Raw genomic sequence first — 15,593 nt, forward strand, 5'->3', positions numbered from 1 at the left:
GGCTGCCTAGATCAGAAGTAGCCGTGGTCCCGCCGCACCGTCATCACTGCACCGCTTCACCGAAGAGTTTGTCTCATGCGCCCTCACATCATCTGCCACATGGGCACGTCGATCGACGGCCGGCTTCATCCCAGCCGCTTCACCAAGCCTGCCGCCGGCATCGCGGCCGACGTGCTGCGTGCCCATTACGAGAAGATCCACGACGGCTTCAATGCCGACGGATGGATCATCGGTCGCGTCACCATGAACGAGATGGCCAAGGGCACCGAACGGCAGATCAAGAACCCGCCGAAGCTGCCGCGCGAACCGCATCTCGGCAACCGCGACGGCCGCAAGCTCGCGGTTGGCATCGATCCATCGGGCCGCGTGCATTTCGGCAAGGACAATGTCGGCGGCGATCACGCGGTCGCGGTGCTCGGCGAACAGGTCTCCGACGCCCATCTCGCCGAACTGCGCGAGGACGGCGCGTCCTACGTCTTCGCCGGCGCCAAAGGTGACGATCTGGCGGGTGCGATGGCGCAGCTTGCCGCCCTGTTCGGTGCGAAGACGCTGCTGCTCGAGGGCGGCGGCGGCATCAACGGCGCATTTCTCAAGCACGGGCTGATCGACGAATTCAGCACGTTGATCTTTCCGGCGGTCGATGGCGTCGCCGGATCGCAATGCATCGTCGACTATCACGGCCCGGACGGCGATCGTCCCGGGGCCGGCCAGTCGCTCCGCCTCACGCACTGCGAGACGCTGGAAGGCGGCATGGTCTGGCTGCGCCATGCGGTGGAGCGCGCCCCGGGCTGAGCCCCAGCGAATCCCGGCTTCCAGGCAGGCTGAGACGATCGCAGCAACCGAGATATCGCCGCGGAACATGGCCCCGTGGCTCTGGACTTGCTAAACAGTCATCCGTGGACGTCAGCTGAGGGGACGTGCGGATGAGAAAGTGGCGGCTGGAGCTTTGGTCCGAGCCCGGCAGCAACGGCGAATACCGCTGCCCGGTCTGCGAGACTGCGCTCGAGGTCTTCGATGGATCGATGCTGATCGCTTACCGGCTGACGGTTCAGCCGGAACGCCGCCTCCGGCCACCAGCGGGGCCACCCGGCCGCGTAACACGAGTGACCCCGCCCTAGCCGCGCTGGTGGTCCGACCCGCAGGCTAAGCAGATGACGATCTGACCAACGCCGCATTGCAATTTCATGACAACGCGCGAGCTGTCCCCGACATTCAGCCCGTGATCGAAAATTCATGAAACGTCGGATAGCGTGCGCCTCCGCTCGCTGCGGAGGGCGCAGCAGGCCTTGCAACAACCCGCTCCCGCAACCCGGCGCGCGGATTCGTCCGGCATCAACTCCCGGATCAATCGGGTTCGACCTGGAATCCATTCCGACATGCAGCGACGAAGAACGCGACGCCGCGCGCGACATGTGCGTCGATCTCCGGGTCGAGCGCCTTCAGATCCACCTCAAACAGCGCCCGCAGCAGCATCGGCACTGCGATGATGTCGAGGAACAGGCGCGCGGTGGTCGGCAGTTGCTTTGGCGAGAAGGCCGGCAGCCTGCCGAGTTCGTCGGACTGCGTCAGGTCGTGCAAGAGGTGCACGCCGAGCTCGGTGCTGAGTGCGCGCGCCCTGCGGTTGACGGTGGCGGCGAGATCGGGGAAGCGGTGCGCCTCGGCGATGGCAAGCCGCATCAGGCCGATCCGGTCGGCGTCGAACCCCCAATGCAGCAGGGTCGAGGCAACGCTGGTGAGGCGCTCCTCCACCGTCGCGCCGACCGGCGCATCCGCCTTGAACTCAGCGATGCGGGACAGGATGTCCCGTGTCACCACCTCGGTGAACAGCGCGCGCTTGTCGCGGAAGCGCGCATAGATCGTGCGCTTGCCAGAGCGCGCGACTTCGGCGATCTCGTCGATGCTCGCGCCTTCGAAGCCGCGCTGGAGAAAGACCCGGCGGGCGGCATCGAAGATGCGGGCGTCGACCTCGCCGGCCAATTCCTTCGGTGGCCGGCCGGCGCGCACCTCGACTGGCTTTGCCTTCGGTGTCCGCGGCTTCCTCAAGGTACTAGTTGTCATTGCCTTCCCCCGGGTTCCATTGGCCGGTCGTACCGGTAACGCCCGGTAATATAGTCCTATCACATCTAGTTGTAAATAGAACGGTACAGTTCCGTTCCTATTGACGCTGCGCTGCGGCGAGACTATTTGTCGCGGATAAACGGAACGGTCTCGTTCCCTTTTGCGCAGGCCTTGCAGACCTCGCTTATCAGCCAGGAGCAGCCATCATGTTCGAAGACACTGTTTTGGAGCGCGACCAACCGGGGCACGAAGCCATCGAGGGCGCGCCCTCGGTTCCCGCCTCCCATGAGCCCAACACCAGGTCCGACCGGCCGGAGACCACCGCAAAGGCGCCGGCGCAGGAGCGCCCGGCCAATAGGCAGCCGACGCCGCCGGCAGCTCTTCAGGAAGACCCCGACAAGGCGCCGCGTGGCTTCCTGCGCCGCCGCCCGGTGGTCTCGGCGATCGGCGCCGTGCTGCTCGCCGCCACGCTCGGCGGCGGGTACCTTTATATGGACTACGCCGAGCATTTCGAATCCACCGACGACGCCTTCATCGCGGCGCGGCAATCGGCGCTCGCCCCGAAGGTCTCCGGCTACATCACCGCGGTTCCCGTCACCGACAACCAGCACGTCAAGGCCGGCGACGTGATCGCCCGGCTCGATGACCGCGATTACCAGGTCGCACTGGCGCAGGCCGAGGCCCAGGTCGCCGCCGCCCGGGCCAGCATCGAGAATGTCGACGCGCAACTCGACGTGCAGCAGGCGCAGATCGCGGCCAATCAGGCCCAGGTGGACCAGACGCAGGCCGCGCTGACATTCGCCCAGCAGCAGGCGACGCGCTACCAGCATCTCGAGCAGACCGGCTACGGCACGGTGCAGAATTCCGAGCAGTACACGTCGCAACTGCATCAGCAGCAGTCCGCGCTGCTGAGCTCGCAGGCGCAGCTGAATTTGGCGCAGCGCCAGGTGGAATCGCTGAAAGCGCAGCGCAAGAGCGCGGTCGCCAACCTCGCCCAAGCCGAAGCGCAGCGCGACCAGGCCAAGCTCAACCTGTCCTATACGACGGTGACCGCCGCGCAGCCCGGCCGCGTCGTCAACCTCTCGGCCGCGGTCGGCCAACTCGCGCAGGCCGGCACCAACCTGACGATGTTCGTGCCCGACCAGACCTGGGTCACCGCGAACTTCAAGGAGATCCAGCTCGACAAGATGCGCCCCGGCGAGAAGGTGACGATGCGGATCGACGCCTATCCCGGCCGTACCATCAACGGCCATGTCGAGAGCGTGCAGCCCGGCTCCGGCACCGCGTTCTCGCTGCTGCCGGCGCAGAACGCCACCGGCAACTACGTCAAGATCGTGCAGCGCGTGCCGGTGAAGATCGTGATGGACAACCCGCCGACCGACGTCGCGCTCGGCCCGGGCATGTCGGTGGTGCCCACCGTGCGGATCAATCCCGCGCCGTCGCTGATCGAGCGTCTTGGCAGACTGTGATCGCAGGAGGCTGTCATGAGTGCAGCAGCAATCGATGCCCAAAGCTTCCCGGCGCCGCGCGTCACCGTCAATCCCTGGCTGATCGCCATCGTGGTCGCGCTGGCGAGCTTCATGGAGGTGCTCGACACCACCATCGCCAACGTCGCGCTGCCCTATATCGCCGGCGGCATGGGCGTCAGCGAGGATGAAGCCTCCTGGGTGGTGACGAGCTACCTGGTCTCCAACGCCATCATCCTCACCGCCTCCAGCTTCCTCGCCAAGATGCTGGGGCGGAAGACGTTCTTCCTGATCTGCCTCGGCATCTTCACGGTAAGCTCGATCCTGTGCGGCTTCGCGCCGAACCTCAACGCGCTGCTGCTGTTCCGGATCCTGCAAGGCCTCGGCGGCGGCGGCATGGTTCCGGTGGCGCAGTCGATCCTCGCCGACGCATTTCCGCCGTCCAAGCGCGGCCAGGCATTTGCGGTGTTCGGCATCGCCGTCGTGGTGGCGCCGGTGGTCGGGCCGACGCTCGGCGGCTGGCTGTCAGATAACCTGTCCTGGCACTGGTGCTTCCTGATCAACGCCCCGGTCGGCCTGTTCGCGATCGCCCTGATCGCGGCGGTGCTGCAGGAGCCAGCAAAGCCCAAGGACAAGAAGCAGGACAATTCGTTCGATTTCATCGGCTTCGCCCTGGTCGCGACCTTCCTCGGCGCGCTCGAGGTGACGCTGGACCGTGGCCTGGAGGATGACTGGTTCGGATCGTCCTTCATCGTCATGTCAACGGCGGTCTGCGCCGTCGCATTCGTGCTGATGATCCCGTGGGAGATGACCCGCCGCAATCCGATGATCGATTTGCGGATGGTCGCGAGCCGGCAATTCGGCGCGAGCTTCCTCGTGATGCTGGCGACCGGCGCGATCCTGCTCGCAACCACCCAGTTCCTGCCGCAGCTGGTGCAGCAGGATTTCGGCTACACCGCGACCTGGGCCGGCCTCGTGCTGTCGCCCGGCGGCGTGGTGACGATGGCGATGATGTTCGTGGTCGGCCGGCTCGCTGCCAAGGTGCAGCCGAAATATCTGATCATCCTCGGCGCGCTGGTCATCGCGGCCTCGATGTACAGCATGACCAATGTCTATGGCGATCTCGGCTTCTGGTACATGGCGCGCTCGCGAATGCTGATCGGCGTCGGCCTGCCGCTGATCTTCATTCCGATCATGGCGGCGTCATACGACGGCATCCCGGCCGGCAAGACCGACCAGGCTTCGGCACTGATCAACGCGGCGCGCAACACCGGCGGCTCGATCGGCGTCTCGCTGGTCTCCAACGTGCTGACGCATCGCGAGCAGTTCCACCAGAGCCGGCTGGTCGAGCAGCTGACGCCGTCGAGCCCGCAGTACCAGGACACGCTGCACCGGATGACCGACTTCTTCGTCGCCCAGGGCAATTCGCTGTTGCAGGCGCAACAGCAGGCGGTGCAGTGGATCGGCCAGCAGGTGCAGACCCAGGCCTCGTTCCTGTCCTACATGGATGCGTTCTGGGTCTTGATGCTGATCGCGCTGTCGGCGATCCCGCTGGCACTGACCTTGCGCAACATCAAGCTCGGCGGCGCCGCGCCTGCGGCGCATTGAGCATCGTCGGCTGATCAAACGAGCGCGGCGCCTCCCCTGGTGACGCGTTCCCTTTAGAGGTGACGGTTGACGCCGCGGATGTTGGCGCGACGCGCAATGAATTGCTTCATCAGCGGCAGAAAGAATGCCTTGCTGAACCGCCCCAACGGCGGCATCGGCTCGAGATAGAATGACTGATCGACGACATCCTGATTGTATTCATCCAGAATGATCCAGAGACGAAGCGCGGCTTCGAGCCCCGCACGGCGCTTCTCGATCTCGGGAATCTCCACCGCGAAGCGATCGGGTGCTGGCGGCTGACTGGTGATTGGAAAGAGCACCAACACGTCGCCGCGCTTTGCGCGAGCGATCCTTACGCCGACCGCGGTCGGGCGAGATTTGCGGCCTTCGGTCTCGCCACGTTCAGCCTCGCGGACCCACAAATAGCGAAATCGGATCACGCAGCCAGTGCGAAGGTCGTCGAGACTCACGTCTCCTCGCCGTCTTGTTCATAGGCGCTGATTGCTTCCTTGAGGCCCTCGAACACATCGTCGGGCATGGTCTCGAGCCGACCGGCTTTCCGCGTGTCGGCTCTGCTGACGAGACGGCGGTAGTCTTCGATGCTCAACAGCACCAGGCGCGGCTTGTTCCGCTGGGTGATGGTCACCGGCCGCCGAAGCGCTTCGGCGATGATGTCCCCGACTTCCGCGAAAGGTCACTGGTCGAGTACTCGGTCATGCTCGGCTCCAGAATTGCTGTAAAATACAGCAACTACGTAATTGCTGCAAGACTGAGTCTCAAGCACCCCTGCGCCGCTGGCCGCGCCACCACAGGCCGAAGGCGATCGTGACCGCGGCGGCCAGCGAGAACCAGGTGATGGCGTATTGCATGTGGTCGTCCTTGAGGTGGACCTTCAGAGGTCCCGGCTTCGGCGTCCCGCTGTCGGGCACCGGCGCCGCAAGATCGATATAGAACGGCGCGACCTCGCCCCAGCCGAGCACCTGCGCCATGGCGCGATGGTCGCGCACGAACCACAGCCGCTTCGATGCATCTTCCTTCGGCGTCAGCCGGCCCGGCGGCTCGGGATAACGGATATAGCCGGTGAGTTCGACCGGCGCGCCGGTGACGAGGCGGCCGGTGACGCGATCCTCGAAGGCACGGTCCTGCATCGTGTTCTGGACGAAGCCGGTGTTGATCACGACAGTCTCGCCGCTGGCGAGCTTCGCCGGCAGGAACGCCCAGGTGCCGGGGCCCGAAATGTCGTCGCGCACGCCGGAGCCGGAGCTGAACACCATCGCATCGGGCAGCTTGGCGTAGGTCGCGGTCAGGGTGACGCGGCGGAATTCATCCTTCGCCGAGGTCAGCGTCGGCCATGCCGAGGGTGGCGGCAGCGCCTCGGTCGGCGCGGCGAGCCGAGCGTCGAGCGCCGCGATCAGCGCATGCTTCTCGACGCGGCGCTGCAACTGCCAGACGCCGAGGGCGATGAACACCGCGATCAGGATCAACGTGAACAGGCCGAAGCCGGCCGCGCTCGGCCGACGGGTCGTGGTGGTCTCATTCATTTCGGGTCGCGCTCGATCAGTTGGCCTTCGGCGGCCTTGTGGTGGAATTGCAGCGCGATCAAAAGCGCCTTCATCGAACGCAGCGGCAGGATCGTGGTCACCACGATCAACGGCAGCCACAGCGCGGCATGTACCCAGAACGGCGGCTGGTACTTCACCTCGACGATCAGCGCCGCCGCAACCACGATGGCGCCGGCCAGCATGATGACGAAGATCGCCGGCCCGTCGCCGGCATCGATGAAGGCGAAGTCGAGGCCGCAGGACTCGCAACGCGGCGCCAGCGTCAGGAAGCCGGCATAGAGCTTGCCCTTGCCGCAGCGCGGGCAGCGGCAGGCGATGCCGCGCAAGGCGCTGTCGGTCACGGTGGGCGGGGTGTCGGTCATCGGTCTCTTCAAAAGCAAAGGGGCGGCCATCGGGCCGCCCCCTCTTAGCACGTCGGCCTCAGATTAGTGTGCGCCGTGCGCCATTGCCTCGGCGCCGTGGCCCCAGACGTAGATGCAGATGAACAGGAACAGCCACACCACGTCGACGAAGTGCCAGTACCAGGCGGCGAACTCGAAACCGAGGTGCTGCTTCGGCGTGAAATGGCCGGCATAGGCGCGGATCAGGCAGACCAGCAGGAAGATGGTGCCGACCAGCACGTGGAAGCCGTGGAACCCGGTCGCCATGAAGAAGGTCGCGCCATAGACGTTGCCGCCGAACGAGAATGTCGCATGGGCGTACTCATAGGCCTGCACGCAAGTGAAGCAGGCGCCGAGGATCACGGTGAGGATCAGGCCCTGCTTGAGGCCCTGGCGGTCGTTCTCCAGCAGCGCGTGGTGCGCCCAGGTGACGGTGGTGCCCGAGGTCAGGAGCAGCAGCGTATTGAGCAGCGGCAGATGCCAGGGATCGAAGGTCTCGATGCCCTTCGGCGGCCAGGTGCCGGGGACCGAGCAGGCGCCCATCGCCGTGCCGGGGCCGCAGCCGAACACCGCGTCGCGGGTGGCGTGCACCGCATCGGCCGGGAACAGCGCCGAGTTGAAGAAGGCCCAGAACCAGGCGACGAAGAACATCACTTCGGAGGCGATGAACAGGATCATGCCGTAGCGGTGGCTGATCTGCACCACGCGGGTGTGGTCGCCCTTGTACTGGGCTTCCTTGATCACGTCGCCCCACCAGCCTGCCATGGTGTAGAGCACGCCGATGGTGCCGAGGCCGAACACGATCGGCGCGGCGGAGTACATGTGGTGCATCCAGCCGATCGCGCCGAACGCCATGACGAAGGCCGAGATCGAGCCGACCACCGGCCACGGGCTCGGGTCGACGAGATGATAGTCGTGATGCTTGACTTGCGCCTCAGCCATTGCCGTCTCTCCATTCGCGTGCCGCAAGGCACGTCTTAATCTTGAAATTCCAAAACTAGCCGCCGCCCTTGCGCTGCTCCACCTCGCCGGCCGCCACGGGCTTCGGCGCGGGGTCGCGCACGGGGAAGAAAGTGTACGACAAGGTGATGTCCTTCAGCGTGTCGTTCTCGCTGTCCTTGGCCAGCGCCGGATCGACATAGAACACCACCGCCATCTCGCGCTTCTCGCCGGGCGCCATGGTCTGCTCGGTGAAGCAGAAGCAGTTGATCTTCTGGAAATAGGCGCCGACGGTCAGCGGGGCGACGTTGTAGGACGCCTGCGCCGTGGTGGTGCGTGCCGACTGGTTGGTCACGGTGTAGTAGACCGTGACGACCTGGCCGATCTTGACGTCGATTTTGTTCTGCTCCGGTTCGAACTTCCAGGGCAGGCCCGGCGCGACGTTGGAATCGAAGCTGACGGTGATGGTGCGATCGAGCGGCTTATCGGTCGGCGCCGAGGTCGCGACCTGGGTGGTGCCGTTGAACCCGGTGGTGCGGCAGAACCAGTTGTAGAACGGCACGGCCGCGTAGGAGGCGCCGACCATCAGCACCACGACGAAGCCGCAGATCGAGGCGACCAGGGCGTCGCGCGTCAGCGTGCGACGGGTGACCTTGCCGCGCTCGCCTTGCTGTGGTGCCTGGTGCTCCATCTCACTCACAGCGGCCGCACCAGCACGGCCGGCCCCTTGACGAGGGTGACGGCGAAGAACAGCAGCACCATGACGCCGAGCGCGAGCGCAATGGCGATCGAACGCTGGCGGCGGCTCTTGAGCTGCGCCTCGGTGAGGACGATGCCTTCTGGTTCGTTTTTCTCGTCCATTGATATCCCATGCGCCCCCATCTTGCCCCCGGCGTCCCTATCCGATCAAGACAGGCACAACCGCGCGGACCACCACCTCGGCGAGGAGAACGGCAAACAGCGCGAACAGGTAAAGGATCGAGAACGCAAACAGCCGGCGCGTGGCGCGGTTCGCCGCAGCGCCCTCGCGGCGGCGATAGACCTCGATGGCGAGCCACAGCATACCGGCACCCAGCACCAGCGAGGTGACGCCATAAATCGCGTCGAAATAGCCGAGCGGCCACGGCGCCAGCGCGATTGCGACCAGCACGATGGTGTAAAGCAGGATCTGCAAGCGGGTCGCGTCGGGACCGGCGACCACTGGCAGCATCGGGATGCCGGCGCGGGCATAGTCGTCGCTGCGGAACAGCGCCAGCGCCCAGAAATGCGGCGGGGTCCAGAAGAAGATGATCAGGAACAGCAGGATCGGCTCGACCGAGAGCGAGCCGGTCGCGGCGGCCCATGCCACCACCGGCGGCAGCGCACCGGCGGCGCCGCCGATCACGATGTTCTGCGCGGTCCAGCGCTTCAGCCACATCGTATAGATCACGGCATAGAAGAAGATGGTGAAGGCGAGCAGCGCGCCCGCCACCCAGTTGACCAGGATGCCAAGCGTCATCACCGAGAAGAAGGCGAGCGTGATGCCGAACGCGGCCGCCTCGGTCTGGGTGATCCGGCCGCGCGGGATCGGCCGGTTGGCGGTCCGCGTCATCAGGGCGTCGACGTCGCCCTCATAGGCCATGTTGAGCGCACCGGACGCGCCGGCGCCGACCGCGATGCACAGGATCGAGGTGAACGCCAGCACCGGATGCACATGATCAGGCGCGATCATCAGACCGACCAGCGCGGTGAAGATCACCAGCGACATCACGCGCGGCTTCAACAGCGCGATGTAATCGCCCACTTCGGCCTCGGAGATCCGGGGCAACTCGATGGCATTGTGATCGACAACCGACAAGATCAGGTCTCGCTTCTTAAGAGAGCGCGGCGCACCCAGGGTGCGCCGCGGCCTTAAATTTACTGCACGCGCGGCAGCACTTCGAACTGGTGGAACGGCGGCGGCGAGGTCAGCGTCCACTCCAGCGTGGTCGCACCCGCACCCCACGGATTGTTTGCGGCCTGCTCCTTGCGGACGAAGGCATCGATCACGCCGTAGATGAAGATCAGGACGCCGAAGCCGGAGATGTAGGAACCGTACGACGAGATCAGGTTCCAGCCGGCGAACGCATCCGGATAGTCGACATAGCGGCGCGGCATGCCCGACAGACCGAGGAAGTGCTGCGGGAAGAACACCAGGTTGACGCCGACGAAGGTGAACCAGAAGTGCGCCTTGGCGATACGCTCCGAGTACATGTAGCCGAACATCTTCGGGAACCAGTAGTACCAGCCGGCGAAGATGCCGAACACGGCGCCGAGCGACAGCACGTAGTGGAAGTGCGCCACCACGTAGTAGGTGTCCTGCAACACGCGGTCGACGCCGGCATTGGCCAGCACGACGCCGGTGACGCCGCCGACGGTGAACAGGAAGATGAAGCCGACCGCCCAGATCATCGGCGCCTTGAACTCGATCGAGCCGCCCCACATCGTGGCGATCCAGGAGAAGATCTTCACGCCGGTCGGCACCGCGATCACCATCGTGGCGGCGACGAAATAGGCCTGCGTCGCCGACGACATGCCGACGGTGTACATGTGGTGCGCCCACACCACGAAGCCGATGCCGCCGATCGCGACCATGGCGTAGGCCATGCCGAGATAGCCGAACACGGGCTTGCGCGAGAAGGTCGAGACGATCTGGCTGACCATGCCGAAGGCCGGCAGGATCAGGATGTACACTTCGGGGTGGCCGAAGAACCAGAACAGGTGCTGGAACAGCACCGGGTCGCCGCCGCCGTCGGCGGCGAAGAAGGTGGTGCCGAAATTGCGGTCGGTCAGCAGCATCGTGATCGCACCGGCGAGCACCGGCAGCGACAGCAGCAGCAGGAACACCGTCACCAGGATCGACCAGACGAACAGCGGCATCTTGTGCAGGGTCATGCCCGGCGCGCGCATGTTGAAGATCGTGGTGATGAAGTTGATGGCGCCGAGGATCGACGACGCACCGGCAAGATGCAGCGACAGGATCGCGAAATCGACCGCCGGTCCGGGGTGGCCCGAGGTCGACAGCGGCGCGTACATGGTCCAGCCGGCGCCGACGCCGTTGGCGCCCGGCTCACCCTCGACGAAGGTGGAGAGCAGCAGCAGCGCGAACGAGGCGGGCAGCAGCCAGAACGAGATGTTGTTCATGCGCGGGAACGCCATATCTGGCGCGCCGATCATCAGCGGCACCATCCAGTTGCCGAACCCGCCGATCATCGCCGGCATGACCATGAAGAAGATCATGATCAGGCCGTGCGAGGTCACGAACACGTTATAGGTGTGCGTCTCGTGGAATATCTGGACGCCCGGATACATCAACTCGGCACGGATCGCGATCGACATCGCAGCACCGATGATGCCCGCGATCACCGCAAAGATAAGGTACATCGTACCGATATCCTTGTGGTTCGTGGAGTAGAGATAACGCCGCCATCCGGTCGGATGGTGGGCGTGATCATCATGGGCGTGATCGTCGTGTGTCGCTGCGCCTGTCGCCATGTTCAAAATCCTGCCTTGCAGTCCCTCTCGGACCTCGCGGTCCCGTCGCCCTTATTCCATCCGCGCCGTAAGCCTTCAGCCCTCAGGCCCTGGGACTTACTGCGCCGCCTGACCAGCCGAGGCGTAGGAATTCGCCGGGTTGGTCGCAAACTTCTTCTTCGCCCCCTCGACCCAGGTCGCGAATTCCTGGTCGCTGACGACCCTGACCGCGATCGGCATGAAGGCATGGTCCTTGCCGCACAGCTCCGAGCACTGGCCGTAGAACACGCCGGTCTTGGTGGCCTTGAACCAGCTCTCGTTGAGGCGGCCGGGGATCGAGTCGATCTTGACGCCGAAGGCCGGCACCGCGAACGAGTGGATCACGTCGGCGCCGGTGGTCTGGATCCGCACCACCTTGTTGACCGGGACCACCATCTCGTTGTCGACGCCGAGCAGGCGGGGCTGCTTGTCCTTGTCGAGCAGCGAGTCGAACTCGAACTTGCCGTTATCCGGGTAGGCGTAAGACCAGTACCACTGCTTGCCGGTGACCTTCACGGTGAGGTCCGGCTTCGGCACGTCGAGCTCCAGGAACAGCAGGCGGAACGACGGCACCGCGATGCCGACCAGGATCAGCACCGGGATCAGCGTCCATGCCACTTCGATCAGCGTGTTGTGGGTGGTCTTGGAGGGGACCGGGTTGGCGCGAGCATTGAACTTCACCACCACGATGACCAGCAGCGCCAGCACGAACAGCGTAATGACGGTGATCAGCACCAGCAGGAAATTGTGGAACCAGATGATGTTTTCCATCACCGGGGTCGCGGCTTCCTGCAGCGTGTGCTCCCACGGCGCCGGCTGTCCCATTTCGGCGGATGCCGGTCCCGCGGCGACCAACGCCATGCCCGCCACCACCAATCCCGCCAACTGCCTGCCCAACCGGCCAATCGACATCTTCATGCCGTTCGCGCTCCCTTGATAATTCCCCAACACACCCCGGTATTTGGACCAGAGATGCAGCACGATCCGCCCTGACAAACGGCCTTCCGGACATACCCGTCTTCGAGTCAAGGTGGGTACGGGAGCCAGATCGCTAGAACGCGTCGAAATCCAGCCTCTCAAACCATAATTCGCAGGCGCTCGCAATGCAGTAGTAGGGTCGAAAGCCATGCGCCTGCGATGAACCTGCCGGTTGCGATTTTTCCCGCGAAATCAAGCGAAAGTCGCCGAAAGGCGGCCGCATGGTGTTGACAGGCGGATTACCGGATGTAGGCACAGGCGAGGTAGCCCACAGGAACCTGATTCGCTGCGAGCTGCCCCAATCCGGCGCGGGAATGGCTCCAAGATCGCCTTCAAGGCGCCCTATTGCGGTATCAGTCGACTTGCGCGTGCTACCGGCGGCCGGAATGGCCGGATTGGCCAAACATCTCAAAGGATCGACCCGGATGGGCGCTTCGAACATTCAGGCAGGACGAAAGGCCGGCTGGCTCGGCGGGCTGCTGTTTCTGGCTCTTTCTCTCGGCCTCACCCAGGCGGCGAACGCGCAAGGCGCGGTCCGCTCGGTCCATGGCGACTGGCAGATCCGCTGCGACACCCCGCCGGGCGCCCAGGCCGAGCAATGCGCTCTGATCCAGAGCGTGGTAGCCGAAGACCGCTCCAATGCCGGCCTGACCGTGATCGTGCTGAAGACCGCCGACCAGAAGAGCCGCCTGATGCGCGTGGTCGCCCCGCTCGGCGTGCTGCTGCCCTCCGGCCTCGGGCTGAAGCTCGACAACCAGGACGTCGGCCGCGCCGGCTTCGTCCGATGCCTGCCCAATGGCTGCGTCGCCGAGGTCGTGATGGACGACAAGCTGCTCGGCCAGCTCAAGAACGCCAAGACCGCGACGTTCATCATCTTCGAGACCCCCGAAGAGGGAATCGGGTTTCCGCTCAGCCTGAACGGGCTGGCGGAGGGGTATGACAAGCTGCCGTAGCGGGAGATTTGCCCCCTTTTCCAAGGCACGATGCGACCGCCGAACTGCGAAGCCTCATTGATCGTCCTGGTCGTGCCTTGCTGCCAACAAGTGGCGGCGCAACGCGTTGTCGAACTGAATATGCCCCGGAAGCCAGGCAGGCCGGGTTGGCTTGTCACCGCCAAGAAACGTCGACCTGAAGCATGGCAGTTGGTCTTTCGAGGTCACCTGACGGTTGAGCGCGTAGGTTACTTCACGCTCAATCCACTTCGATTCTGCTTCTTCGGCGTTCTTCGACCAGAACAACATGAACATGTCGCTTCGGTCGATCTCCTCAAAAAGACGCCGCTGCCAGATTTCCCCACTCCTCAGTGACACTGCATCGAGAAAGAAGTTGATACCAACGCCTTCGAGAACCTGAGCACACTGCAAGACTTCGAGCCGATCTCGACTCGAGTACGACAGGAAAGCGTATTCGAAGTGTCTCGAGCTATCGCCGCACAATTGCACCCGCGCCCGCGAATCTCTCGCGGGTGAGGCGACCGTCACGCTGAATTTGAGAATGCCGATCGGCACGCCATCGAGAAAAAAGTTCGCGGAAATCTGACCGCTTCGGCCTGTTGGTTCCCTGCTTAGGGTGACGCTGAACGGACACGCACATAACTCGCCTCGCCAGACGACGCTCTGCTCTGACGCGTCGATCGAAAAATCCTGCGATTCCAACTTCACCCCAAGGCGTTGGCCGCGCTTTACCGCCGTTTCAAAAGTGCAAACACTCCGGCGTGTTGCCTGACGATCTGATTCCTGCGCACGCTTTCGCGCTGCAGACGCCCGGCTTCGGCGATGAAAGAATATCTGTACGAGAATCGTCTCACCAGGCGCACACTCCTCTGGAGAAAAGGCACTGGCATCGACAACATCTGCTGAGGATGTTCTCGGGCGCCATGAGGGAGATGGAGTTGCGGCGGAGCGGACCAGTTCGAGCAGTGAAGTCGCGACGGATGTAATCCCTTTGGCCAAGGCGGCCACAACGTGCGCAAACTCGCTTGAGAACCAGAAGCCAGTTAGAGCGGTCATCGATGCGACGAGAAGGGCCCATCCTGCCACACGCGAGTTCACCCACTTGCTCGATGGTGCGGGCGGCCTGGCGCTGTCAGAAGGCGATGCTGGTGAGATTTGGACATCATCGTCGGGCGGTGGCGCCCTCGATGAGGGAAACGAGGCTGGCGAAGGCGGCGGAGGCAGCGATCCCGATGAAGGACGGCTGCTCCTCAACTCGAAGGCTCCATCATCCAATGGCGACCGGCCTATCGAAACCAATTCCCTCCCAGGTGGCGATCTCAGTCCAGCTGGACTTGCCTCAGCTCCACGTCGGAGCTCATTCAACTGATTGAGTGAAAGCTCCCTCAATGGAGGCAGCTCACTCTTTGTCGTTACGGCTTCTTGCGAATATCCAACAAGATTTCTGATGCCCTTGTCTACAACGGTCGAGAATTGTGCCAAATCGTCGAACGTCGCATATTCGCGATTGACCTTGCTACCGTCGTTCACCTGCTTCGCACGTTCGCGAAACGCATCGAGTTTCTTGAGTTTCTCCGGATCGGCTTCGATGCCCGCTTGCATCACCGGATGCTCATCACTCATGATGAACAACAAGATGCGCCGTCCAAGTCGCGCCGCCTCATTGAACTCAAGTTCAGTCAGCGAGAGCCGATCCGGATTTCGTTCAGGATCGACCGGTGTTTGGCCGTATCTGTGGCTAATCACACAGACGTACGCAAAGGCGTCGCGGACCATCGCCAAAGACGTATCGATCACGTCCGCTTCAGCCTGCGCCCCGGAAAATTCCATCACCCGCGGCGCGTAGCCCAGCTTCTGGATCGCCTCGATCACCCTCGCCCGATGCTCCTTCAGGTCGTTGAAGGTGCTCGACAGCATGATCGCCTTGAAGTCTTTGGGTTCATCCGACTTCGTATCGGGCATTGAAAATGTCTCAAATATCCGCGCGGCGCGATGAACGCGCCCCCTGGCAACTCCGGGAGATTACCTCGAAGACTTTCCGACACGCAACGGAATAGCCTAGCGGCTCGCACAACCTTCCGTACAAACCCACCGTTGGGCTGCGGCTGGAAAATAGGT

The 15,593-nt window shown here is 63.8% G+C and carries 15 protein-coding genes and 1 pseudogene; 4 read left to right on the plus strand and 12 right to left on the minus strand.

Translation table 11 applies throughout. The features are described 5' to 3' along the window. Positions 1-75: 75 nt before the first annotated feature. Positions 76-792, plus strand: coding sequence for a dihydrofolate reductase family protein (locus CWS35_RS02375; RefSeq protein WP_024581830.1), 717 nt, complete (start codon positions 76-78; stop codon positions 790-792). 552 nt (positions 793-1,344) lie between these two features. On the opposite strand, the gene CWS35_RS02385 is transcribed toward CWS35_RS02375, so the two are convergent. Continuing rightward, entirely contained in the window at positions 1,345-2,058 is a 714-nt protein-coding gene (locus tag CWS35_RS02385) for a TetR/AcrR family transcriptional regulator (protein WP_100950567.1), read from the minus strand. Between the two features lie 206 nt (positions 2,059-2,264). On the opposite strand from CWS35_RS02385, the gene CWS35_RS02390 reads away from it, so the two are divergent. Together CWS35_RS02390 and CWS35_RS02395 are read left to right on the plus strand one after the other, a co-directional pair. Next, the gene (locus CWS35_RS02390; RefSeq protein WP_371682831.1) at positions 2,265-3,527 is read left to right on the plus strand and encodes a biotin/lipoyl-binding protein; all 1,263 of its coding nucleotides are present in this window, start codon (positions 2,265-2,267) and stop codon (positions 3,525-3,527) included. A 15-nt stretch (positions 3,528-3,542) separates the two neighbouring features. Next, positions 3,543-5,132 (plus strand): DHA2 family efflux MFS transporter permease subunit, encoded by a 1,590-nt coding sequence (locus CWS35_RS02395; protein ID WP_024581827.1) that lies wholly within the window; start codon positions 3,543-3,545, stop codon positions 5,130-5,132. 53 nt (positions 5,133-5,185) lie between these two features. Here the strand turns inward: CWS35_RS02395 and CWS35_RS02400 are convergent, their stop codons facing one another. The 10 genes and pseudogenes from CWS35_RS02400 to coxB all read right to left on the minus strand — a co-directional run bounded on the left by CWS35_RS02400 (position 5,186) and on the right by coxB (position 12,462). Further along, positions 5,186-5,602 carry a hypothetical protein gene (locus tag CWS35_RS02400; RefSeq protein WP_100950571.1) on the minus strand — a complete coding sequence of 139 codons (417 nt, stop codon included), beginning with the start codon at positions 5,600-5,602 and terminating at the stop codon, positions 5,186-5,188. Further along, positions 5,599-5,864 (minus strand): annotated as a pseudogene (locus CWS35_RS02405) (type II toxin-antitoxin system prevent-host-death family antitoxin). Before CWS35_RS02405 ends, CWS35_RS02400 begins: the two are co-directional and overlap by 4 nt. 44 nt (positions 5,865-5,908) lie before the next feature. After that, complete coding sequence (locus CWS35_RS02410; protein ID WP_100950573.1) at positions 5,909-6,673, minus strand: SURF1 family protein; 765 nt, start codon at positions 6,671-6,673, stop codon at positions 5,909-5,911. Continuing rightward, positions 6,670-7,056, minus strand: coding sequence for a DUF983 domain-containing protein (locus CWS35_RS02415; RefSeq protein WP_029879233.1), 387 nt, complete (start codon positions 7,054-7,056; stop codon positions 6,670-6,672). The genes CWS35_RS02410 and CWS35_RS02415 overlap by 4 nt, the downstream gene beginning before the upstream one ends. 63 nt (positions 7,057-7,119) lie before the next feature. Continuing rightward, on the minus strand, positions 7,120-8,016 hold the full coding sequence (locus CWS35_RS02420; protein ID WP_024581824.1) for a cytochrome c oxidase subunit 3: 897 nt from the start codon (positions 8,014-8,016) through the stop codon (positions 7,120-7,122). Between the two features lie 55 nt (positions 8,017-8,071). Then, positions 8,072-8,704 (minus strand): cytochrome c oxidase assembly protein, encoded by a 633-nt coding sequence (locus CWS35_RS02425; protein ID WP_100950575.1) that lies wholly within the window; start codon positions 8,702-8,704, stop codon positions 8,072-8,074. Between the two features lie 5 nt (positions 8,705-8,709). Next, positions 8,710-8,874, minus strand: coding sequence for a hypothetical protein (locus CWS35_RS02430; RefSeq protein ID WP_024581822.1), 165 nt, complete (start codon positions 8,872-8,874; stop codon positions 8,710-8,712). A 37-nt stretch (positions 8,875-8,911) separates the two neighbouring features. Continuing rightward, the gene (locus CWS35_RS02435) at positions 8,912-9,850 is read right to left on the minus strand and encodes a heme o synthase (RefSeq protein ID WP_100950577.1); all 939 of its coding nucleotides are present in this window, start codon (positions 9,848-9,850) and stop codon (positions 8,912-8,914) included. 59 nt (positions 9,851-9,909) lie between these two features. Next, on the minus strand, positions 9,910-11,526 hold the full coding sequence (gene ctaD / locus CWS35_RS02440) for a cytochrome c oxidase subunit I (protein ID WP_024581820.1): 1,617 nt from the start codon (positions 11,524-11,526) through the stop codon (positions 9,910-9,912). Positions 11,527-11,622: 96 nt separating this feature from the next. Next, on the minus strand, positions 11,623-12,462 hold the full coding sequence (coxB, locus tag CWS35_RS02445) for a cytochrome c oxidase subunit II (RefSeq protein WP_024581819.1): 840 nt from the start codon (positions 12,460-12,462) through the stop codon (positions 11,623-11,625). Positions 12,463-12,947: 485 nt separating this feature from the next. On the opposite strand from coxB, the gene CWS35_RS02450 reads away from it, so the two are divergent. After that, entirely contained in the window at positions 12,948-13,475 is a 528-nt protein-coding gene (locus tag CWS35_RS02450) for an invasion associated locus B family protein (RefSeq protein WP_024581818.1), read from the plus strand. 54 nt (positions 13,476-13,529) lie between these two features. Here the strand turns inward: CWS35_RS02450 and CWS35_RS02455 are convergent, their stop codons facing one another. Beyond that, positions 13,530-15,437, minus strand: a complete 1,908-nt coding sequence (locus CWS35_RS02455) for a DUF4062 domain-containing protein (RefSeq protein WP_100950579.1) — start codon at positions 15,435-15,437, stop codon at positions 13,530-13,532. Positions 15,438-15,593: the final 156 nt, after the last annotated feature.

The organism is Bradyrhizobium sp. SK17, assembly GCF_002831585.1.
Taxonomy (GTDB): Bacteria; Pseudomonadota; Alphaproteobacteria; order Rhizobiales; family Xanthobacteraceae; genus Bradyrhizobium.